Origin of the sequence: Pseudomonas sp. CG7, from assembly GCF_023701885.1 — a bacterium.
In the GTDB taxonomy this organism is placed as follows: Bacteria; Pseudomonadota; Gammaproteobacteria; order Pseudomonadales; family Pseudomonadaceae; genus Aquipseudomonas; species Aquipseudomonas zanjanensis.
This window is the reverse complement of record NZ_JABAEE010000068.1, coordinates 1-20,499: the sequence shown is the minus strand read 5'-3', so window position 1 is coordinate 20,499 and position 20,499 is coordinate 1. Positions and strand designations below refer to the sequence as shown.

The 20,499-nt window shown below is 63.0% G+C and carries 19 protein-coding genes; 11 read left to right on the top strand and 8 right to left on the bottom strand.

Annotation, left to right across the window (positions count from 1 at the left end; all coding sequences use genetic code 11):
- Positions 1-31 precede the first annotated feature (31 nt).
- The 3 genes from HGO40_RS23305 (at position 32) to HGO40_RS23295 (ending at position 3,263) form a co-directional block, all read left to right on the top strand.
- Positions 32-1,114 carry a BMP family ABC transporter substrate-binding protein gene (locus HGO40_RS23305; RefSeq protein ID WP_250964927.1) on the top strand — a complete coding sequence of 361 codons (1,083 nt, stop codon included), beginning with the start codon at positions 32-34 and terminating at the stop codon, positions 1,112-1,114.
- Between the two features lie 144 nt (positions 1,115-1,258).
- Entirely contained in the window at positions 1,259-2,224 is a 966-nt protein-coding gene (locus HGO40_RS23300) for a 2-oxoglutarate and iron-dependent oxygenase domain-containing protein (protein ID WP_250964926.1), read from the top strand.
- Positions 2,225-2,309: 85 nt separating this feature from the next.
- Positions 2,310-3,263, top strand: a complete 954-nt coding sequence (locus HGO40_RS23295; RefSeq protein ID WP_250964925.1) for an adenosine deaminase — start codon at positions 2,310-2,312, stop codon at positions 3,261-3,263.
- Positions 3,264-3,515: 252 nt separating this feature from the next.
- Here the strand turns inward: HGO40_RS23295 and HGO40_RS23290 are convergent, their stop codons facing one another.
- The 3 genes from HGO40_RS23290 to vimR form a co-directional block, all read right to left on the bottom strand.
- Positions 3,516-4,898: an MFS transporter gene (locus HGO40_RS23290; RefSeq protein WP_250964924.1), complete on the bottom strand. Its 1,383-nt coding sequence runs from the start codon at positions 4,896-4,898 to the stop codon at positions 3,516-3,518.
- A gap of 110 nt (positions 4,899-5,008) precedes the next feature.
- Positions 5,009-5,743 carry an ArsR/SmtB family transcription factor gene (locus HGO40_RS23285; RefSeq protein WP_250964923.1) on the bottom strand — a complete coding sequence of 245 codons (735 nt, stop codon included), beginning with the start codon at positions 5,741-5,743 and terminating at the stop codon, positions 5,009-5,011.
- Positions 5,744-5,884: 141 nt separating this feature from the next.
- Complete coding sequence (vimR, locus tag HGO40_RS23280; protein ID WP_250964922.1) at positions 5,885-6,814, bottom strand: transcription regulator VimR; 930 nt, start codon at positions 6,812-6,814, stop codon at positions 5,885-5,887.
- 114 nt (positions 6,815-6,928) lie between these two features.
- Here vimR and HGO40_RS23275 point away from each other — a divergent pair, with 114 nt between their 5' ends.
- Complete coding sequence (locus HGO40_RS23275) at positions 6,929-7,942, top strand: zinc-binding alcohol dehydrogenase family protein (protein WP_250964921.1); 1,014 nt, start codon at positions 6,929-6,931, stop codon at positions 7,940-7,942.
- 242 nt (positions 7,943-8,184) lie between these two features.
- Positions 8,185-8,355, top strand: a complete 171-nt coding sequence (locus HGO40_RS23270; RefSeq protein WP_250964920.1) for a hypothetical protein — start codon at positions 8,185-8,187, stop codon at positions 8,353-8,355.
- 1 nt (position 8,356) lies between these two features.
- On the opposite strand, the gene HGO40_RS23265 is transcribed toward HGO40_RS23270, so the two are convergent.
- Positions 8,357-9,559: a multidrug effflux MFS transporter gene (locus tag HGO40_RS23265; RefSeq protein ID WP_250964919.1), complete on the bottom strand. Its 1,203-nt coding sequence runs from the start codon at positions 9,557-9,559 to the stop codon at positions 8,357-8,359.
- A gap of 95 nt (positions 9,560-9,654) precedes the next feature.
- Positions 9,655-9,852, bottom strand: coding sequence for a heavy-metal-associated domain-containing protein (locus HGO40_RS23260; protein WP_250964918.1), 198 nt, complete (start codon positions 9,850-9,852; stop codon positions 9,655-9,657).
- Positions 9,853-10,000: 148 nt separating this feature from the next.
- Here HGO40_RS23260 and HGO40_RS23255 point away from each other — a divergent pair, with 148 nt between their 5' ends.
- From HGO40_RS23255 to cueR, 3 genes are all read left to right on the top strand, one after another.
- Positions 10,001-10,384 carry a hypothetical protein gene (locus HGO40_RS23255; RefSeq protein WP_250964917.1) on the top strand — a complete coding sequence of 128 codons (384 nt, stop codon included), beginning with the start codon at positions 10,001-10,003 and terminating at the stop codon, positions 10,382-10,384.
- Positions 10,385-10,591: 207 nt separating this feature from the next.
- The gene (locus HGO40_RS23250; RefSeq protein WP_250964916.1) at positions 10,592-12,985 is read left to right on the top strand and encodes a heavy metal translocating P-type ATPase; all 2,394 of its coding nucleotides are present in this window, start codon (positions 10,592-10,594) and stop codon (positions 12,983-12,985) included.
- Positions 12,982-13,383 (top strand): Cu(I)-responsive transcriptional regulator, encoded by a 402-nt coding sequence (cueR, locus tag HGO40_RS23245; RefSeq protein ID WP_250964915.1) that lies wholly within the window; start codon positions 12,982-12,984, stop codon positions 13,381-13,383. The genes HGO40_RS23250 and cueR overlap by 4 nt, the downstream gene beginning before the upstream one ends.
- A 224-nt stretch (positions 13,384-13,607) precedes the next feature.
- On the opposite strand, the gene HGO40_RS23240 is transcribed toward cueR, so the two are convergent.
- Together HGO40_RS23240 and HGO40_RS23235 are read right to left on the bottom strand one after the other, a co-directional pair.
- Positions 13,608-14,501: a PA4780 family RIO1-like protein kinase gene (locus HGO40_RS23240; RefSeq protein WP_250964914.1), complete on the bottom strand. Its 894-nt coding sequence runs from the start codon at positions 14,499-14,501 to the stop codon at positions 13,608-13,610.
- A 238-nt stretch (positions 14,502-14,739) separates the two neighbouring features.
- Positions 14,740-15,531, bottom strand: coding sequence for an AraC family transcriptional regulator (locus HGO40_RS23235; RefSeq protein WP_250964913.1), 792 nt, complete (start codon positions 15,529-15,531; stop codon positions 14,740-14,742).
- A gap of 79 nt (positions 15,532-15,610) precedes the next feature.
- Here HGO40_RS23235 and HGO40_RS23230 point away from each other — a divergent pair, with 79 nt between their 5' ends.
- Positions 15,611-16,639, top strand: coding sequence for a bile acid:sodium symporter family protein (locus HGO40_RS23230; protein WP_250964912.1), 1,029 nt, complete (start codon positions 15,611-15,613; stop codon positions 16,637-16,639).
- On the opposite strand, the gene HGO40_RS23225 is transcribed toward HGO40_RS23230, so the two are convergent.
- Positions 16,626-17,903 carry an acetyl-CoA C-acetyltransferase gene (locus HGO40_RS23225; RefSeq protein WP_250964911.1) on the bottom strand — a complete coding sequence of 426 codons (1,278 nt, stop codon included), beginning with the start codon at positions 17,901-17,903 and terminating at the stop codon, positions 16,626-16,628. The genes HGO40_RS23230 and HGO40_RS23225 overlap by 14 nt on opposite strands.
- A 258-nt stretch (positions 17,904-18,161) precedes the next feature.
- Between HGO40_RS23225 and HGO40_RS23220 the strand changes: the two genes are divergently transcribed.
- Complete coding sequence (locus tag HGO40_RS23220) at positions 18,162-19,514, top strand: 3-oxoacyl-ACP reductase (RefSeq protein ID WP_250964910.1); 1,353 nt, start codon at positions 18,162-18,164, stop codon at positions 19,512-19,514.
- A gap of 2 nt (positions 19,515-19,516) precedes the next feature.
- The gene (locus HGO40_RS23215; protein WP_250964909.1) at positions 19,517-20,371 is read left to right on the top strand and encodes a MaoC family dehydratase; all 855 of its coding nucleotides are present in this window, start codon (positions 19,517-19,519) and stop codon (positions 20,369-20,371) included.
- The last annotated feature ends 128 nt before the right edge of the window (positions 20,372-20,499 follow it).

Genomic DNA, 20,499 nt, shown 5'->3' with positions numbered 1-20,499 from the left:
CCAACCTCACAACAAAATGGAGTTCGAGTTCATGCACAAACGCCCCTTGAAGAAATTGCTTTGCGCCGTCGTCGCGGCCGTCGGCCTGGGCGCCGGCCTGAATGCCAGTGCCGCCGACCCGCTGAAGGGCGGCTTCGTCTACATCGGCCCCAGCGGCGACCACGGCTGGACCTATCAGCATGAACAAGGGCGCAAGGAACTGGCGGCGAAGTTCGGCGAGCAGATCACCACCCACTACGTGGAAAACGTACCGGAGGGGGCCGACGCCGAGCGGGTGATCCGTAACATGGCCAAGGACAAGTACGACCTGATCTTCACCACGTCCTTCGGCTACATGAACCCGACGCTGAAGGTCGCCAAGCAGTTTCCCAAGGTCATCTTCGAACACGCCACCGGCTACAAGCAGGACAAGAACCTCGGCACCTACCTGGCTCGCACCTATGAGGGTCGCTACGTCGGCGGCTTCCTCGCGGCCAAGATGACCAAGACCAAGAAGATCGGCTACGTCGCCTCGTTCCCGATCCCGGAAGTCATCCGCGACATCAACGCCATCCAACTGGCCCTGAACAAATACAACCCCGGCACCGAAATCAAAGTGGTGTGGGTCAATTCCTGGTTCGACCCGGGCAAGGAAGCCGACGCCGCCAACGCGCTGATCGACCAGGGCGTCGACGTCGTATTCCAGCACACCGACAGCCCGGCGCCGATCCAGGCCGCCGAACGCCGCGGCGTCTATGCGGTGGGCTACGCTTCGGACATGGCCCATTTCGGGCCCAAGGCGGTGCTGACCTCCATCGTCAATGACTGGGGCCCGCATTACATCCAGGCGACCCAGAGCGTGCTTGACCACAACTGGAAATCCCAGGACTACTGGGGTGGCCTGAAGGAAGGCACGGTGAAACTGCCGATCAGCGACCTGGTGCCGGCAGCGGTCAAGGGCGAAGCCGAGCAGATCATCGCCGACATCGAGAGCGGTGCTTTCCACCCATTCACCGGCCCGATCAAGGACCAGGCCGGCGTCGAGAAAATCCCCGCGGGCGTAAGCGCCACCAACGCGGAACTGGCGTCGATGAATTATTACGTCGAAGGGATGAAGGCTGAGATTCCCAAGTAACTGCCAAGCCCAACCCAATACCCATTGTGGGAGCGAGCTTGCTCGCGATTGCGGACTGACATCCATATCTGTATTGGCTGACATACCGCTATCGCGAGCAAGCTCGCTCCCACAGAGGCCCTTATTTCAAATCTGGAAAGCCGCATGAACAGCCTGCCCATCATCGACATCGGCCCGCTCTACGGCAATGAGCCCGACGCCTGGCAAGGCGTCGCCGAGCAGATCGACCGCGCCTGCCGTCAGTGGGGCTTCTTCTACATCACGGGCCACCCCATCAGCCCGGCGCGCATCGCCGAGGTGCTGGGCAATGCCCAACGCTTCTTCGCCCTGCCCGTCGAAGAAAAACTCAAGATCGACATCACTCAGACCCGCCACCATCGTGGCTATGGCGCCGTCGCCACGGAACAACTGGACCCGACCAAGCCCAGCGACCTGAAGGAAACCTTCGACATGGGCCTGCATCTGCCGGCCGATCACCCCGAGGTGCTGGTGGAAAAACCGTTGCGCGGCCCCAACCGCCACCCAGACCTGAGCGGCTGGCAAGCCTTGATGGAGCAGCATTACCGTGACATGCAAGCGCTTGCGCAAACCCTGCTGCGGGCCATGACCCTGGCCCTGGGCATCGAACGGGACTTTTTCGACACGCGCTTCAACGAACCGGCGAGCGTGCTGCGCCTGCTCCATTACCCGCCCCGCGACACCGCCAGTTGCGCCGAACAGCAAGGTGCTGGCGCCCATACCGACTACGGTTGCATCACCCTGCTCTACCAGGACGCCGCCGGTGGCCTGCAAGTGCGCAACGTCAATGGCCAGTGGATCGACGCGCCGCCCATCGATGGCACCTTCGTGGTCAACCTCGGCGACATGATGGCGCGCTGGAGCAACGACCGTTACCTGTCCACGCCGCATCGGGTGATCAGCCCGCTGGGAGTGGACCGCTATTCGATGCCATTCTTTGCCGAGCCGCACCCCGACACGCTGATCCAGTGCCTGCCCGGTTGCCAGGATGACACCCACCCACCCAAGTACCCAACGACGACCTGCGCCGAATTCCTGCTGTCGCGCTTCGCCGACACCTATGCTTACCGGCGGGAGCCCCAGGCCGTGTAGTGGATCAGCCGGTCAGGTTTTACCCGACAGGGCGGCCAGCCCCCTGTAGAATGGCCGCCATCGATTCGCTGATGAGAAAAAGACCATGTACGACTGGCTCAACGCCCTGCCGAAGGCTGAACTGCACCTGCACCTGGAAGGCTCGCTGGAGCCCGAGCTGCTGTTCGCCCTGGCCGAACGCAACAAGATCGCCCTGCCGTGGAACGACGTCGATACCCTGCGCAAGGCCTATGCCTTCAACAACCTGCAGGAATTTCTCGACCTCTATTACCAGGGCGCCGATGTGCTGCGCACCTCCCAGGATTTCTACGACCTGACCTGGGCCTACCTGTTGCGGTGCAAGGCGCAGAATGTGATCCACACCGACCCGTTCTTCGACCCGCAGACCCACACCGACCGTGGCGTCCCATTCGAAGTGGTGCTCAACGGCATCGCCGCCGCCCTCAAGGACGGTGAGCAACAACTGGGCATCACCAGCGGCCTGATCCTGAGCTTCCTGCGTCACCTGAGCGAAGAACAAGCCGAGAAAACCCTCGACCAGGCGCTGCCGTTCCGCGACGCCTTCGTGGCCGTGGGCCTGGACAGTTCGGAGATGGGCCATCCACCGAGCAAGTTCCAGCGCGTATTCGACCGCGCACGCAACGAGGGTTTCCTGACCGTTGCCCACGCCGGCGAAGAAGGCCCGCCCGAGTACATTTGGCAAGCCCTGGACCTGCTGAAGATCCAGCGCATCGACCATGGTGTGCGGGCCATCGAAGATGAGCGGCTGATGCAGCGGATCATCGACGAACAGATTCCATTGACCGTGTGCCCGCTGTCAAACACCAAGCTGTGCGTGTTCGACGACATGTCGCAACACAACATCCTCGACATGCTCGAGCGCGGCGTGAAGGTGACGGTGAACTCCGATGACCCGGCGTACTTCGGCGGCTACGTCACCGAAAACTTCCACGCCCTGCACACCCACCTGGGCATGACCCAGGACCAGGCCAAGCGCCTGGCGCAGAACAGCCTGGATGCGCGACTGGTAAAACCCTAACCCCAACGATCAACCCCGGTGGGAGTCAGCTTGCTCGCGAAGACGGCGGTACATTCAACATCGATGTTGACTGACACTCCGCCTTCGCGAGCAAGCTCGCTCCCACAGTTTTTTGATCGCCTGCAAGTTCACGGTTGGACGCAGATCCAATTGTGGGAGCGAGCTTGCTCGCGATGGCGGTCAATCAGGCGACATCGATATTGAATGCCGAACCGCTATCGCGAGCAAGCTCGCTCCCACAGGGGATTGTGTTTAGTCAGTGGCGTTCGCTTCGCTCAGCTCTTCCAGCGTCTTGCCCCGGGTTTCCATCCCGAACAACCAGACCCCCCCCGCCGCCACGGCGAAGCACAGCGCGCCCAGGGCGAATACGCCGCCCTGGCCGGTGATGGGAAACACCCAGCCGGTCACCAAGGGGCCGAGCAGCGAACCGATACGCCCCACCGCCGAAGCAAAACCCGAGCCGGTGGCCCGGGCGGAGGTCGGGTACAACTCAGGCGTGTAGGTGTAGAGCACCGCCCACATGCCGAACAGGAAAAACTGCATCAGCAACCCGGTGCCGATCAGCAGCCCGACGTTGCCGCCAAACACCGCGCTCTGCCCATACAGAAACGCCATCACCCCGCCGCCCAGCAACGTGATGATGCACACCGGCTTGCGTCCCCAATGCTCCACCAGCCAGGCCGCCATCAGGAAGCCGGGAATCCCGCCCAGGGAAATCAGCACGGTGTAATACACCGACTGGGTCACGGCGAACCCCGACTGCTGCAACAGTGCGCTGAGCCAGGACGTCAGGCCATAAAACCCGAGCAAGGCAAAGACCCAGACGCTCCAGATCATCATCGTGCGCTGGCGATACAGCGGCGACCAGATCTGCGCCAGGGCCGAAAAGAAATTGCCCGGCACACTCTCCACCCTTGGCAGGCGGATCGGCTCCGGCAGATCGCGACGTCCCAGCGAGGTCCGGACCTTGTCTTCGATCCGCTTGAGCACTGCGTCCGCTTCGTCACCCCGACCGGCCTGTTCCAGCCAGCGCGGCGACTCGGGAATGAAAAAGCGAATCGCCAGGACAAACACTGCCGGCACCGCCAGCACCAGGAAGATGTCGCGCCAGCCGATCACCGGCAGCAGGAAATACGACAGCACCCCCGCCGCCACGAAGCCCAGGGGCCAAAAGCCGTCCATCAAGGCGATGTAGCGCCCTCGACGCTTGGCCGGGATCAACTCCGACAGCATCGACTGGGCAATCGGAAACTCCATGCCCATGCCGATACCCAGCAGGACGCGAAACAGTGTCAAGGTCTCGACATCCTGGGCGGTGGAGCACAGGTAACTGGCAATGCCCCACAACACGATGCTCCACTGGAACACCGGCTTGCGCCCGAACCGGTCGGCCAGCATGCCCGACAGCGACGCCCCCAGCACCATGCCGAAGAAGCTGGAGCTGGCGAGCAAACCGGCCTGGGCGGTGCTCAGGCCGAACTCGGTTTTGATCGAGCCCAGCAGGAACGTCATCATCGCCAGGTCCATCGAGTCGAAGAAAAACGCCAGGGCGATGATGATGAAAATCACCAGGTGATACCCACTGATGGGTAACCGCTCCAGGCGTTCCGCCGCGCTGTAACCGTGAGTGTCCATGCTGCCTCCCCAATCCGAAAATTCCCCGGACCGAGTGTGCGCGAACCTTGCGAGAGGCTATTGCTGAATACGACCTGTCGACAGCCCTGAACGACGCGCCAGGCAGTTCCCTAGAACGCCATCTCCACGGCATCCTGCCGGGCGAACCGATGGATTTCCTGCTGGCCGAGCGTCGTCACCTGCAAGGCCCGCGAATCGTTGGGCAAGGCCAGCCAACCTGACTGCATGAACAGTTGCAGCAACGCCGCCCCCAGCGCGCCACCCAGGTGCGGACGACGCTCGCTCCAGTCCGGGCAGGGGCACGCGATACGGGCATTGCGATAAGCCAGGGCCTGGACGAATAAGCCCCGCTCGGCCAGTTGATTGGCACCCTTGTGCGTGACGATCACCCGCTGTTCGAACTGCTCGATCCATCCGGCGTCCAGCAGGCGCTGGTAGAGGTCGGCCGCCAGGGTTCCCCCCAGGTGGTCGTCGCACAGCCTGGCCCGCATCAACGAAGCAGGGGCCGACGGGGTCTTGGTCGGCATGACCCGGCGCTTGAAGACCTCCGGAATCTGCCGTGGCGTACTGACCAGGGTCGCGCTGGCCAGCGCTTCGACGGCGGCGCCGATTTCAGGCGCGGCCAGGCGGAAAAACCGCTTGCGACCCCGAGCTTCGACTTTCAACAGACCTCCCGCGGACAAGCGCCCCAGGTGCGCATTGGCCGAGGACGGCGACAATCCGGCGAGCAACGCCAGCTCCTCGGCCTGGCGGGCCGTGCCGTCCATCAAGGCCCACATCATTGCGCTGCGCTTGGGGTCAGCCAGCAGCGTGGCGATCTGGCTGATGCAAGGTGCATGTTCCATGTATTCACTCCCTGTTGAATCATTCGTCTACTGCTCTGGCGCAGGCGGTCGCTAGAATAAGCGCGGTGACCGCGCTTTCCTGTCCTCCGGAAACCTTTGGAGGCGATTGTTCATGAGGGAAAAGTCTCTATTTGCGTGCGACTAATGGCCCGCCCCCGCCGGGAGTGGAAATCGAGCCGTCAACTCACCGCAGCGGTCCCGGAGCATGTCCCGCAAAAGGTTGATGGGTTTGCTCAATTGCGCCCGGTGGGCACACAGCAGATTGAGGGGCGCACGCTCGCATTGCAGGTGCGGCAAGAGGATTTTCAAGCGCCCGGCCAGTACGTCGGTGGACACATCCAGCCACGATTTGTAGGCGATCCCGGCCCCCGCCACCGCCCAGCGGCGCACCACATCGGCGTCATCACTGAAGCGATCGCCGCTGACGGTGAGGCTCACCTCCCGTTTGCCGTCATGAAAAACCCATCGGTCATGGACCCGGCTGCCCAGCATGTACAACAGGCAGTTGTGCTGGGCCAGTTGCTCCAACTGATAAGGTTCACCCTGGCGCGCCAGATAGTCTGGCGACGCACACAGCACTCGACGGTTATCCGGGGCGACGGGCAAGGCCACCAGGCTTGAATCTTCCGGCTCGCCATAACGCAGGGCGATGTCCACCGGCTGCTTGAACAGGTCGGCCATGCGATCGCCCAGCAGCAGCCGCACCGTCAGCCCGGGATGCTCGCGCTGGAACCCATCCAGCCAGGGCAACAGCAGGTTGCGCCCCAGGTCCGAGGGCGCGGACAACTGCAATACCCCGCTGACTTGGTCCTGGCCGCTGGTCAATAAGCGCCGGCCTTCGTCGAGACTGCTCAACGCGGCACGGGCGTATTCGAGAAACCCCTCGCCTTCAGCCGTCAGGCGCAGGCTGCGGGTGGAACGGGCCAACAGCCGCGCACCGAGGTGCTGCTCGATCCGTTTCAACGCGGCACTGGCCACCGCCGCCGACAGGTCCATGACCCTGGCTGCCGCCGAGAGACTGCCCAGGTCCGCCGCCCGGACAAACAATTGCAAGTCATCGAAGCGAAGCATGACGACTCCATTATCAAAATATTATTGAAAGAGCCTGTTGTTTTAGCCGGTTTTATCTCGGTGATAAATAGCTAAACATGGCCTTCATCGAAACTCACCTCACGGAGCCGCTTCATGAAAGCCATCGCCTACTACCATTCGTTGCCCATCACCGACCCGCAATCGCTCCAGGACATCGAGCTGCCGGAACCGGTCGCAGGTCCCCGGGACCTGCTGGTGGAGGTCAAGGCCATTTCGGTCAATCCGGTGGACACCAAGGTCCGCCAGAACGTCCAGCCCGAAAGTGGCGCCGCCAAGGTGCTGGGCTGGGACGTGGCCGGCGTGGTCAAGGCAGTCGGCAGCGAGGTCACGCTGTTCAAGGCCGGGGACATGGTGTTCTACGCCGGTTCCATCGCCCGGGCCGGTGGCAACAGCGAGCGGCATGTGGTGGATGAACGCATCGTCGGCCACATGCCCAAGACCCTTGGTTTCGCCGACGCCGCGGCGCTGCCGCTGACGGCCATCACCGCTTGGGAATTGTTGTTCGAGCGCCTGCGCATCCAGGAAGGCCAGGATGACCAGGGCCAGAGCCTGTTGATCGTCGGTGCGGCGGGAGGCGTGGGTTCGATCCTGACGCAACTGGCCCACCACCTCACCGCGTTGAAGGTGATTGGCTCCGCGTCCCGGGCGCAAACCCAGGAATGGGTACGCAGCCTGGGTGCCGACCTGGTGATCGACCACAGCCGCCCCTTGAGCGAAGTGTTGAAAGAAGCGGGCCAGCCCCAGGTGACTCACGTCGCCAGCCTGCCCCAGACCGACCAGCATCTGGACCAACTGGTCGAAGCCCTCGCGCCCCAGGGCAAGCTGGCGCTGATCGACGACCCCAAGGCGCTGGACGTGACCAAGCTCAAGCGCAAGAGCCTGTCGTTGCATTGGGAATTCATGTACACCCGCTCGCTGTTCGAAACGGCCGACATGCTTGAACAGCACAAGCTGCTCAACCGCGTGGCCGCCCTGATCGACGCCGGCACGCTGAAGACCACGGTGGGCGAGCATTTCGGCACCATCAACGCCGAAAACCTGCGCCGGGCCCATGCCTTGCTGGAAAGCGGCCAGGCCAAGGGCAAGATTGTGCTCGAGGGCTTCTGACCGAACACGGCGGTCGCCCCGCTAACGATCCCGTGGCGAGGGAGCTTGCTCCCGCTGGGTTGCGAAGCAGCCCCAATGTGGGCGCTGCGCACCCAAGCGGGAGCAAGCTCCCTCGCCACAGGTGTTGCATCGACCTAGAACTGCACCGTCAGTCTGAGAGTTGATCCTTGTCACAAATGCGATCGCATTCGGGTCTACACTCGAGGCCTTTGCAACGCAATCTTTTCGTGAGGAGGTCAGCAATGAAGATCCTGATAAAAGAAGTGGCAAAATCCCAATGGCAAGTGCGTCTTGACCAGCACGTCGTCACCTTCCGTACCGAGACCGAAGCCCAGGCTTTTGCCACGACCTTGCAGGCGCGGATCCACGCGCCCCATCGTTTCCCCGAACAACAGCAGCGCGCAGCCGGCTGAGTCAGCCTTCGCGACTGGCCTGGACCAGTGCCCGGGCGTTTTGCAGGCGACGAGTCAGCATCGCTGCGCTCACCACCAACAGCCCGCAAAGGCTAATGACCAGCGCCATTGGCACCGCGGTGCCGTCATGCAGCGCCGCCACCAACGCGGCTGCCCCGGCGGCCACGGAAAACTGCAGGCATCCCAGCATCGCCGAGGCACTGCCGGCCCGGGCGCCCTGCCCGTTCATGGCGCAGGCCGAGGCATTGGGAAGGATGCAACCCAGGCTGGCGATGCAGATAAACAGTGGGACCAGCAGCGGCCACAACTGCGCCGGCTGCAATGAACTGACCGCCAGCAGGCTCAGCCCCGCCCCCAGGTAGACCCATACCGCGCGGTTCAACAGGAACGCCGGGCCGCGCTTGGACAGCAACCGGGCGTTGACCTGGGCAACCAGGATGAAGCCCGCCGCGTTGGTGCCGAACAGCCAACCGAAATGTTCGGCCGGTACACCGTAGAGCTTGATGAAGACGAAAGGCGAACCGGCGATGTAGGCAAACATCCCAGCGATAGCGATGCCCCCCGTCAGTGCATGGCCGAGGTAGCCGGCGTCGGTCAATAACCGGCCGTACTGGCGCAACGCCCCCGACAACGGTTGCCGAGGTACGTCGTCCGGCAGGCTTTCTGGCAGCCACAAGGCCACCGCCGTCGACGCCAATGCGCTGAACACGGTCAGGGCAATGAAGATCGACTGCCAGCCATGCAGGTTCACCAGCAACCCACCCAGCATCGGCGCGAGAATCGGCGCCAGGCCCATCTCCAGCATCAGTTGCGAAAACACCTTCGCCGAGCCCACCGCGTCGCATTTGTCACTGACCACCGCTCGGGAAACCACCATCCCGGCGCAGCCGCCCAAGGCCTGGACGAAGCGAGCGCCAATCAGCCATTCGAGATTCGGCGCATAGGCGCAGGCCAGGGACGCCAGGGTGAACAAGCCGACGCCCATCAGCAACGGAATGCGCCGTCCGAAGCGGTCCGCCACCGGTCCATAGGCCAGTTGCCCGATGGACAAGCCGAGGAAATAGGCCGCCAGGGTCAGCTGGATGTGTTTTTCGTCAGTACCGAAGGCCGTGGCCATCGCCGGAAAGGCGGGCAGGTAGAAATCGATCGCCAAGGGACCGAAAGCGCTCAAGGCGCCAAGAATCAGAATCGTACGGAGGTTCATCGGGCGTCCAGCTCAGGCGTCGTTCGACAGCCCGACAGTCTAGCCGTGCCGGGCGCTCTTGAACATTCCGATAGGTCGCTAACGATTAAAAAAACTCAAGCAACACTGATCCCATAACCCTCTTCCTTGATGGCCGCGACCACGGCATCGGCCGGCAACGAACTCTGGACCTGGACGGTCTTGGTGCCCAGGTCGATGCGCACGTCAGCCGCCGGATCCTTGGCCTGGACCGCCTGGGTGATGGCCTTGACGCAGTGACCGCAGGACATGCCCTCGACATTAAAAATTTGCATGGGATGACTCCTTGGGATTGAGGTTGCCGCCAGTCTCAAGCTTGCCACGATGGAAAGGTCAAGTTCTGACAAAAACTGCCGGGCTGGCAATCGGCATCGCCCTCAGCCAAGCTGCACACATCAAGGATTTCACACCGGAGGTTCAGCCATGCGCTGGTCAGCGTTCAGCCTGTTTTGCATGCTCGGTCTTTCAGCGGTGGCCTCCCAGGCCTCGGCCGCCGGCGAAGACTATGGCGTGTTGATCATTTCCCGCGAGCGCCTGGAGGTGTCGACCAATTGCGAGATCGGCATCTACATCCAGGATCAACTCTCGGCCCGGCTGTTCCAGGAGCAAAGCACCTCGTTCAACCTGCCGCCGGGTCAATTCTCCTTGCGCCTGAAATTGCTGCCCGGACAAGCGCCGGGGTGCAACCCGGGCATGCTCGCGCCAGGGTCTCAGAACATCAACCTCAAGGCCGGTGACATCCTGAAGTTCCGCATCGCCATGAGCCAGGAAGGCATGTACCTCAAGCAGGCTGGGCTCGGTTACTGAAACACCCATCTTGGGGTTGCCAGCCCCTGTGGGAGCGAGCTTGCTCGCGATGGCGGCCAGACAGCCAATATTGCTGTCGACTGACCTACCGCTATCGCGAGCAAGCTCGCTCCCACACAAGCTCAGCATCAGCTTTTGGATTGGCGCTTGACCTTGCCAGCATGGCAAGGTTGATCCTGTAGTCATTCACTACAGGGAGCCTGCCCCATGCCCGCATCCACCACGTTCGATCTACCCATTGCCGGGATGACCTGTCCCAGTTGCGCCGGGCGGGGCGAGCGAGCCTTGAGCAACGTCGCCGGTACCCGTGCTGTCAGCGTCAACCTGGCGACGGAACTGGCCCGAGTCCAGGGCCCCGCAGGCAGCCTGCCGGCCTTGAAGCAGGCCGTCGAACCGGCCGGCTATAGCGTTCCCGTGCAGACCCTGGAGTTGTACATCGAAGGGATGACCTGCGCCTCCTGTGTCGGTCGGGTCGAACGCGCCCTGGGCAAGGTCGATGGCGTGAACAACGTCAACGTCAATCTGGCCAACGAGCGGGCTCCCCTCGAACTGCTCGGCCACGTGGATGCACAAACCCTGATCGATGCGGTCAAGCGTGCTGGCTACGACGCCACGGTCTGGCAGGCCGAGCAGGCCGCCGATACCCAGGGCAACCGCCTGAATCGTGAACGCCTGGCGCTGGTGCTGGCGATCCTGCTATCCGTGCCGTTGGTGCTGCCCATGTTGCTGCAGCCGTTCGGCGTGCATTGGATGCTTCCGGCCTGGGTGCAGTTCGCCCTGGCGACGCCGGTGCAATTCATCTTTGGCGCGCGGTTCTACGTCGCCGCCTTCAAGGCCGTGCGGGCCGGTGCCGGGAACATGGACCTGCTGGTGGCCCTGGGTACCAGCGCCGGCTATGGCTTGAGTGTGTATGAATGGGCGATCGCCCGTCCCGGCAGCATGCCACACCTGTATTTCGAGGCCTCGGCGGTGGTGATTGCCCTGGTGCTGCTCGGCAAATACCTGGAAAGCCGCGCCAAGCGCCAGACCGCCAGCGCCATCCGCGCCCTCGAAGCCTTGCGCCCGGAGCGGGCGATCCAGGTGATCGATGGCCAGGAGCGGGACGTTGCTATCAGCGCCCTGCGCTTGAATGACCGGGTGCTGGTCAAGCCCGGCGAACGCTTCCCGGTGGACGGTGAAGTGCTGGGAGGCCAGAGCCATGCCGACGAAGCGCTGATCAGCGGCGAAAGCCTGCCGGTGCCCAAGCAGCCCGGCGACAAAGTCACTGGTGGCGCTATCAATGGCGAAGGCCGGTTGCTGATCCGCACGCAAGCCTTGGGCGCCGAAACCGTTCTGGCGCGCATCATCCGCCTGGTGGAAGACGCCCAGGCCACCAAGGCGCCGATTCAGAAACTGGTGGATAAAGTCAGCCAGGTCTTCGTGCCGGTGGTGCTGGTGCTGGCCCTGGCGACATTGATCGGCTGGTGGCTGTACGGAGCCCCACTGGAAACCGCACTGATCAACGCCGTTGCGGTGCTGGTAATCGCCTGCCCCTGCGCCCTGGGCCTGGCGACGCCCACGGCGATCATGGCTGGCACCGGTGTGGCTGCGCGCCACGGGATTCTGATCAAGGACGCCGAGGCCTTGGAGCGCGCCCATGAAGTCACGACCGTGGTATTCGACAAGACCGGCACCCTCACGTCAGGCACGCCGCGCATCGCCCACTTGACCGCTCTGGACGGTGATGAAGACGCATTGCTGAAAATGGCCGGGGCGCTGCAACGCGGCAGCGAACACCCGCTGGCCAAAGCGGTACTGGATGCCTGCGCCGAGCGCGACCTGCACGTGCCGGATGTCAGCGACAGCCAGTCCCTGGCCGGACGCGGCATTGCTGGTAGCCTCGACGGGCGCCGCCTGGCCTTGGGCAATCGTCGCCTGCTTGAAGAACTGGGTCTGAACCCCGGTTCGCTGGCCGAATCCGCACAGGTTTGGGAAACCGAAGGGCGCACGTTGTCCTGGCTGATCGAACAAGGTGCAGTGCCGCGGGTGCTAGGCCTGTTTGCCTTCGGTGACACCCTCAAGCCCGGTGCTCTGGCAGCCGTACAGGCCTTGGATGAACAGCACATCGCCAGCCACCTGCTCACCGGCGACAACCAAGGTAGCGCCCGGGTAGTGGCCCAGGCGCTGGAGATTTCCAATGTCCACGCCGAGGTACTGCCAGCGGATAAATCCGCCATTGTCCAACAATTGAAGCGCCATTCGGTGGTGGCAATGGTGGGCGACGGCATCAACGACGCCCCGGCCCTGGCCGCCGCCGACATTGGCATTGCCATGGGCGGCGGCACCGATGTGGCGATGCATGCCGCGGGTATCACCCTCATGCGCGGCGATCCGCGCCTGGTGCCGGCGGCGCTGGACATCAGCCGCAAGACCTACGCCAAGATCCGCCAGAACCTGTTCTGGGCGTTTATCTATAACCTGATCGGCATCCCCCTGGCGGCGTTCGGTTTTCTCAACCCGGTGCTGGCCGGCGCGGCCATGGCGCTGTCGAGCGTCAGCGTGGTGAGCAATGCGTTACTGTTGAAGTTCTGGACACCCAAGCCATTGGAGGACAAGCGATGAACATCGGCCAAGCGGCCCGCCAGAGCGGCCTGAGCGCGAAGATGATCCGTTATTACGAATCCATCGGCCTGCTCAAGGCTGCACATCGTACCGACAGCGGTTACCGGATCTACGGCACCGATGACCTGCACACCCTGGCGTTCATCAAGCGCTCCCGCGACTTGGGATTTTCCCTGGAAGAGGTCGGCAAGCTGCTGACCCTCTGGCAAGACCGCCAACGCGCCAGCGCCGACGTCAAGGCCCTGGCCCGGCAACACATCGATGAGCTGAACCAGAAAATCCGCGAGTTGGCCGAACTGCGCGACACCCTGCACGACCTGGTCGAACACTGCCACGGCGACCACCGCCCGGATTGTCCGATCCTGAAGGAACTGGCGTCGGGGTGCTGCAAAAGTTGATGCCACCGCTCCTATAATGAATCAGTGGTAGACATTGATCCTGCGACCACCCCGAATAACTGTGGGAGCGAGCCTGCTCGCGAAGACGGCGGCACATTCATCATCAATGCAAGCTGACCCACCGCTATCGCGAGCAGGCTCGCTCCCACAGAGGGTTAGCGGTGGGGCTGAGCTTTTTCCGGCCACAAAAAACCCGGCCATTGGCCGGGTTTTTGTTCAACCGATCATTGCATCCATGGCGGCGGTGGTTCTTCGGTCTTTCCGGGTGGTGCATCGTCGGCGGCGCGGACCGCCTGGCGGCGTTCTTCGTCCAGGCGTGCAGCCTCGATTTCACGCATGATCCCGCCGACATCCGCCAGTTCTTCCGGCTCGTCGAACTCGCCGGTCAGCACGCTGGCCGGGTGCAGGGTGCCGGCTTCGTACAGTGCCCCCATTTCCTTCGCGTACTTGGTGCGCTTGAGCTCCGGGGCGAACCGGCCGAAGTAGGACGCCATATTGCCCACGTCCCGCTCCAAGATGCTGAAGGCATGGTTGTTACCCGCGGCATCCACGGCTTGTGGCAGGTCGATGATCACCGGCCCCGTTGGCGTGAGCAGGACGTTGAACTCCGACAGGTCACCATGCACCAGACCGGTACACAGCATCAACACGATCTGGGAAATCAGATAGGCGTGATATTCACGGGCCTGGTCAGGCTCCAGCACCACATCGTTCAGACGCGGTGCCGCATCGCCATACTCGTCGGCCACCAGTTCCATCAGCAGCACGCCTTCGAGGAAGTCGTACGGCTTGGGCACACGCACACCAGCGCTCGCCAGGCGAAACAGGGCCGCCACTTCGGCGTTCTGCCAGGCGTCCTCGGTTTCCTTGCGCCCGAACTTCGAGCCCTTGGCCATGGCCCGGGCCTGACGGCTGTTGCGCACCTTGCGGCCTTCCTGATATTCGGCCGCCTGACGAAAACTTCGCTTGTTCGCCTCCTTGTAGACCTTCGCGCAACGTAGCTCGTTGCCGCAGCGCACCACATAAACAGCTGCTTCTTTACCACTCATGAGTGGGCGCAGCACCTCGTCGACCAGACCGTCCTCGATCAGGGGTTCAATGCGTTTTGGAGTCTTCATCAGCTTTTATTGTGGGTCCTTTATTACCAAACACGCGAATGACAGTCGTTATACGGCAATCCTTGCTCCACGGGGAGGGGTTGCCGACCTATGAACCGGTGATGCACACACTGTGCCGGATTATCGACCGCGCCAAATCATAGCCGAGACCGGACCTGGCGTTGGCAACTGAATGCCCAGGTATTTGCGACAAGAGCTGACAGCCATGCCTACAGCCGCCGTAGGCCAGTGTGGCGACTCAATGCTTGAACAACTCCCCCGGGGTAAACCCGAACATCCCCTTGAACGCGGCAATGAACGCGGACGTTGAATCATACCCACAGGACACCGCGGCGCTGGTAACGCTGTCGCCTTTCTCCAACGAGCCCAGGGACGACAACAAACGCATGCGCTGACGCCAGGCCCGAAAGCTCAGGCCGGTCTCGCGCTGGAACAGGCGCATCAGGGTTTTTTCCGACGTGCCCAGACGCTCGGACCAAACATGCAAGGTGACGTTCTGTTCGGGCTGTTCGATCAATTCGTTGCACAGCGCCAGCAAGCGGGCATGTCGCGGCAGCGGCAGGGAAAATCCCACCTCCGGCAGCGTCGCCAACTGATCCAGCAGCACCTGCACCAGCCGTTCTTCCTGGGTATCACCCTGGGGATAATCGACCGGCAGCTGACAGAACACCTTGATCAGTTCACGGGCCAGCGGCGTGACCTCCAGCACCCGACAGCGCTCATCGGCCCAGGGGCAAGCGTGGCGATGGACGTACAGGCTGCGCATTTCCGCCCGGGTGGAGGTCACCACCTGGTGCTCCAGGTCCGCCGGAATCCAGATGCCCCGTTGTGGCGGGGCAAAAACACTGCCGGCGGCGGTGTGTACGCCAAGAACCCCGCTAATGGCGTAGGAAAATTGCACCCAATCATGACGATGGGCTCGGGTCCAGGAACCGGCGCTCAGGCTTTCGACACGGGCGTACAGCGGCCTCGGCAATTGCGCGAGGTCGGGGATATGGCGTTCCAGCTGCTGATGTCCGTTAGGCGGCATTGATTGGCCTTATGTCGCAAGACGACTGATGAAGACGACGTTAGGCTAAGTCGACTTTTCCTACAACTTGCGGTGCCCTATGCATATCGTCAGACACCTCAAACGCCTGGTGACCGACTGGTTCCTGTGCGGCATGTTGCTCGCCACGCTGTTGGCGTATTTCTTCCCGACCTTTGGCGCCACGGGCGGTGCCATGCATGCCGAATGGGTGGTCAACATCGGCATCTTCGTGGTGTTCTTCCTGCACGGGGTCAACCTGTCCGGCGAGCAGATCCGCCACGGCCTGAAGAACATCCAGCTGCATGCGATGGTGCAGGGCTTCACCTTTGGCGTGTTCCCATTGATCTGGCTACTCAGCAACTGGCTGCTGGGCAGCCATGTGCCGGCGCTGCTGATGCTGGGGTTCTTCTACCTCTGCGCCCTGCCCTCGACGATCTCTTCCTCGGTGGCCCTGACCGGCAGTGCGAAAGTGAACGTGCCAGCGGCGATTCTCAACGCGAGCCTGTCCAGCGTACTGGGGATTTTCCTCACACCGTTGCTGGTCAGTTTCGTCGTCGGCAGTGGCGCCGGGGGCATCGACCTGGGGTCAACCTTGCTCGACCTGTGCCTGATGTTGCTGCTGCCGCTGGTGCTGGGGCAGTTCCTGCGGCGTTGGCTGGCCGGCTTTTTCGGACGATACAAACGCTACACCAGCATCATCGACAAGTTGGTCATCCTATTGCTGGTCTACGCGGCGTTCTGCAATTCGATGGTGTCCGGCATCTGGCGCCAGCAAGGCAACGGCGTGTTGCTCAGCGCACTGGTGGGCAGTGCCGTGCTACTGGCAATCATCCTGTGGGCGACCACCCGTACCGCCCGCGCCCTGAAATTCAACAGCGCCGATGAAGTCGCCGCGGTGTTTTGCGCCAGCAAGAAATCCCTTGCCGCCGGGGTGCCGATGGCGGCGTTGATTTTCGGCAACCATCCGGGCCTGGGGCTGATTCTGCTGCCGATCATGATCTATCACCCGCTGCAGTTGATCGTCTGCTCGATCCTGGCCGAGCGCTACGCCAGCCAGCACAAGGCGCTGACATCCGGCCAGGACGGCGCCCTCGTCAACGCTCGATGATCGCCGTCACGCCCTGGCCGGCGGCGGCACAGATGGAGATCAACCCTCGACCTCGCCCGGCGGCGTCCAGCAACTTGGCGAGGTTGGCGACAATGCGCCCGCCCGTGGCGGCAAACGGATGCCCGGCGGCCAGGGAACTGCCCTTCACGTTCAGCCGGCTGCGGTCGATGGACCCCAGCGGCGCGTCGAGGCCCAGGCGGGTGTTGCAGTAGTCCGGGTCTTCCCAGGCCTTGAGCGTGCACAGCACTTGGGCGGCGAACGCTTCGTGGATTTCGTAGTAATCGAAGTCTTGCAAGGTCAGGCCGTTGCGCGCCAACAATCGCGGCACGGCGTAGACCGGGGCCATCAGCAGCCCTTCGGCACCGTTGACGAAATCCACCGCCGCCGTTTCACCGTCACGCAGGTACGCCAGGATCGGCAGGCCCCGGGCCTTGGCCCATTCTTCGCTGCCCAGCAGCACCAACGAGGCACCGTCGGTCAGTGGCGTGGAGTTGCCGGCAGTCATCGTGCCCTTGGCGCTTTTTTCGACGGCCGGCTTGAGGGACGCGAGTTTTTCCAGGGTCAGGTCCGGGCGCAGGTTGTTGTCTCGGGTCAGGCCGAGAAACGGCGTCATCAAGTCGTGCTGCCAACCTTCGGCGTAGGACGCGGCCATCTTCTGATGGCTCTCCAGGGCCAACTGGTCTTGCGCCTCCCGAGGGATCTGCCAGGTCTGGGCCATCAATTCACAGTGCTCGCCCATGCTCAGGCCAGTGCGCGGTTCGTTGATGCGCGGCAGATCCGGCATCAGGTGTTGGGGGCGCAATTGCAGGAAAGTCTTGATTTTCTCGGCGGTGGTCTTGGCGCGATTGGCTTGCAGCAGGATCCTGCGCAACCCCTCGTTGACGGCGATCGGCGCGTCCGATGTGGTGTCGACGCCGCCGGCAATGCCGCTGTCGATCTGGCCCAAGGCAATTTTGTTGGCCACCAGCAGCACCGTCTCCAGCCCCGTACCGCAGGCTTGCTGCACGTCATAGGCCGGCGTCATTGGTGACAACCGCGAACCGAGCACGCATTCGCGGGTCAGGTTCATATCCCGGGAGTGCTTGAGCACCGCACCGGCCGCCACTTCGCCGATGTGCAAGCCATGCAGGTTGTAGCGTTCGATCAGCCCCTCGAGGGCAGCCGTCAACATCGCCTTGTTGCTGGCGGTGGCATAGAGCCCGTTGGAGCGGGCGAAGGGAATGCGGTTACCGCCGATGATCGCGACGCGACGTAGTTGTGTCATGAAAGAACTCCCTGTGTAGGTCTGAATGCACTCGCTGAAACACCCGAACGTCTGTGGGAGCGAGCTTGCTCGCGATGAACGATGACGCGCTATCCCTGAAAAATTGCGGCGCCTGCATCGCGAGCAAGCTCGCTCCCACAGGTATCCGGTGCCTTGGACAAGACGCTCCGGCACAAGCTTAGGCTTTATCTCGCCGATCGAACGACTGATTGCCAATCATGGTCCACACTTGGAACCTCATCAGCCGGAGTGTGTTCCATGTCTGACCGTTATATCGACTTCGCCAATTCGCCCATCGGCCGGCGCATGGTCGGGTCCCTCGGCCTGCCCTCGCCGGTACGCCTGGAACGCTGGCAGGCTGGGCGGCTGCGGCCGATCGAAGGCGCGCTGCTGCTGGGCGGTGGGCCGTTGACCGAACAGATCGGCACCTTTGCCAAGCGCCTGACCGACAGCATTTTCATCTACGGCGGCGAACCGACCCTGGCCACGGAATGGATCCCCGGCCACGGCCCGAAAATCAAGGCGGTGGTGTACGACGCCAGCCATTTGGTCCAGGCCGACCAGCTCAAGCAGCTGCGGGAATTTTTCCAGCCGCTGATGAAAAGCCTCGCCCACAGCGCCCATGTCGTCTTCCTCGGGCGCGCGCCGGAAAGTCTTGGCGACCCGTTCGCCGCCAGTGCCCAGCGGGCGTTGGAGGGTTTCAGCCGGTCCCTGGCCAAAGAGCTGCGCCACGGCGGGACGCTGCAATGGCTGTACGTCGGCAACGGTGCCGAAACCCAGTTGGAAGGTGCGCTGCGGGGTTTCCTGTCGCCCAAAAGCGCCTTCATTTCCGGGCAGGGCAATCGTCTTAACGCCTGCGACAACCAACTCCAGGACTGGACCCGGCCGCTCACGGGGCTCAAGGCGCTGGTCACTGGCGCAGCCCGCGGGATCGGCGCCGCCATCGCCGAAACCCTGGCCCGCGATGGCGCCGACGTGGTCCTGCTGGACGTCCCCCAGGCCAAGACCGATCTCGACGCCCTGGCGGCACGCTTGAGCGGGCGCAGCGTCACGCTGGATATCTGCGCTGAAGAGGCTGCCCCACAGTTGATCGAGCACTTGCCCGACGGCGTCGACATCGTGGTGCACAACGCCGGCATCACCCGGGACAAAACCCTCGCCAACATGACCCCGGAATTCTGGGACGCCGTGCTGGCCGTCACCCTCAACGCGCCGCAAGTGCTGACCAAGGCCCTGCTGGACAGCGGCACCCTGCGGGACAATGGCCGGGTGGTTCTGCTGGCGTCCATCAGCGGGATTGCCGGCAACCGTGGGCAAACCAACTATGCGGCGAGCAAAGCCGGGCTGATCGGCCTGGCCCCGGCGTGGGCGCCGCAGTTGCAGACACGCGGGATCAGCATCAATGCCGTGGCGCCGGGCTTCATTGAAACCCGCATGACCGCCGAGATCCCCTTCGCCTTGCGCGAGGCCGGACGGCGCATGAGTTCCCTTGGCCAGGGCGGTTTGCCCCAGGACGTCGCCGAAGCCGTGGCCTGGCTCGCACAACCGGGCACCGGCGCCGTGACCGGGCAGGCCTTGCGGGTGTGCGGTCAAAGCCTATTGGGAGCGTGACCATGACGATCCAATGGCATGACGTCAGCAGCCCGCCATCCATGTCCGGGCTTTATTCGAAAGCGGCGACACGGCGCAAGGTCACCGGAACGACCTTGCCCGAGGAAGGGTTGCGCCAAGTGCTCCAAGTCGACCCACAACGCCTGGCGGCCTATCGCAAGGTCTGCGGTTTCGTCGATAACGGACTGCTGCCGCCGACCTATCCCCACGTCTTGGCGTTCGCCCTGCAAATGCAACTGCTCACAGGGCGGGACTTTCCCTTTCCGTTGTTGGGGCTGATCCACTTGAGCAACCGCATTCGTGTACTGCGGCCCATGGGCGGGGTCGGCCAGGTGCGGACCAGCGTCCACGTCGAGAACCTGCAAGCCCACGCCAAGGGCGCGGTTTTCGACCTGGTGACCCGCCTCGATGATCAATTGGGGCCGCTGTGGGAGGCCCGGAGTCAGATGCTGTGCAAAGGCGTCCAGCTTGACGGTGCGCTCGTGGATGACTCGCCCGAGGCCAGCTTGCCCTTGATTGAAGTCGCGCGTTGGGCCGCACCGGCTGACATCGGTCGGCAGTACGCCAAGGTCTCCGGCGACTACAACCCGATCCACCTGAGTGGTATTAGCGCTCGGCTGTTCGGCTTCCCCACCGCCATCGCCCATGGTCTGTGGAACAAGGCCAGGACCCTGGCGGCGCTGGATGACCACCTGGCCGAGGCCAACATCGAGATTGACGTGACCTTCAAAAAACCAGTGCGCCTGCCCAGCGAAGTGACCCTGCTGGCCAGCGCGGCGGGCTCCAGTGGGCAACTGCAACTGGTGGGCGCCGGGGCGCTGGAGCATATGGTGGGAGCGTGGCGGCCGGTGGCCTGAGCACCATGAGGGTCTCCACACCCATCCACTGTGGGAGCGAGCTTGCTCGCGCGGCGTTTTTCAAGGTAGTTGTCGCGTCACCGTTTTGTTATGCCACTTTTGCGATCACAGTAAGCTCTCTTTCAGGG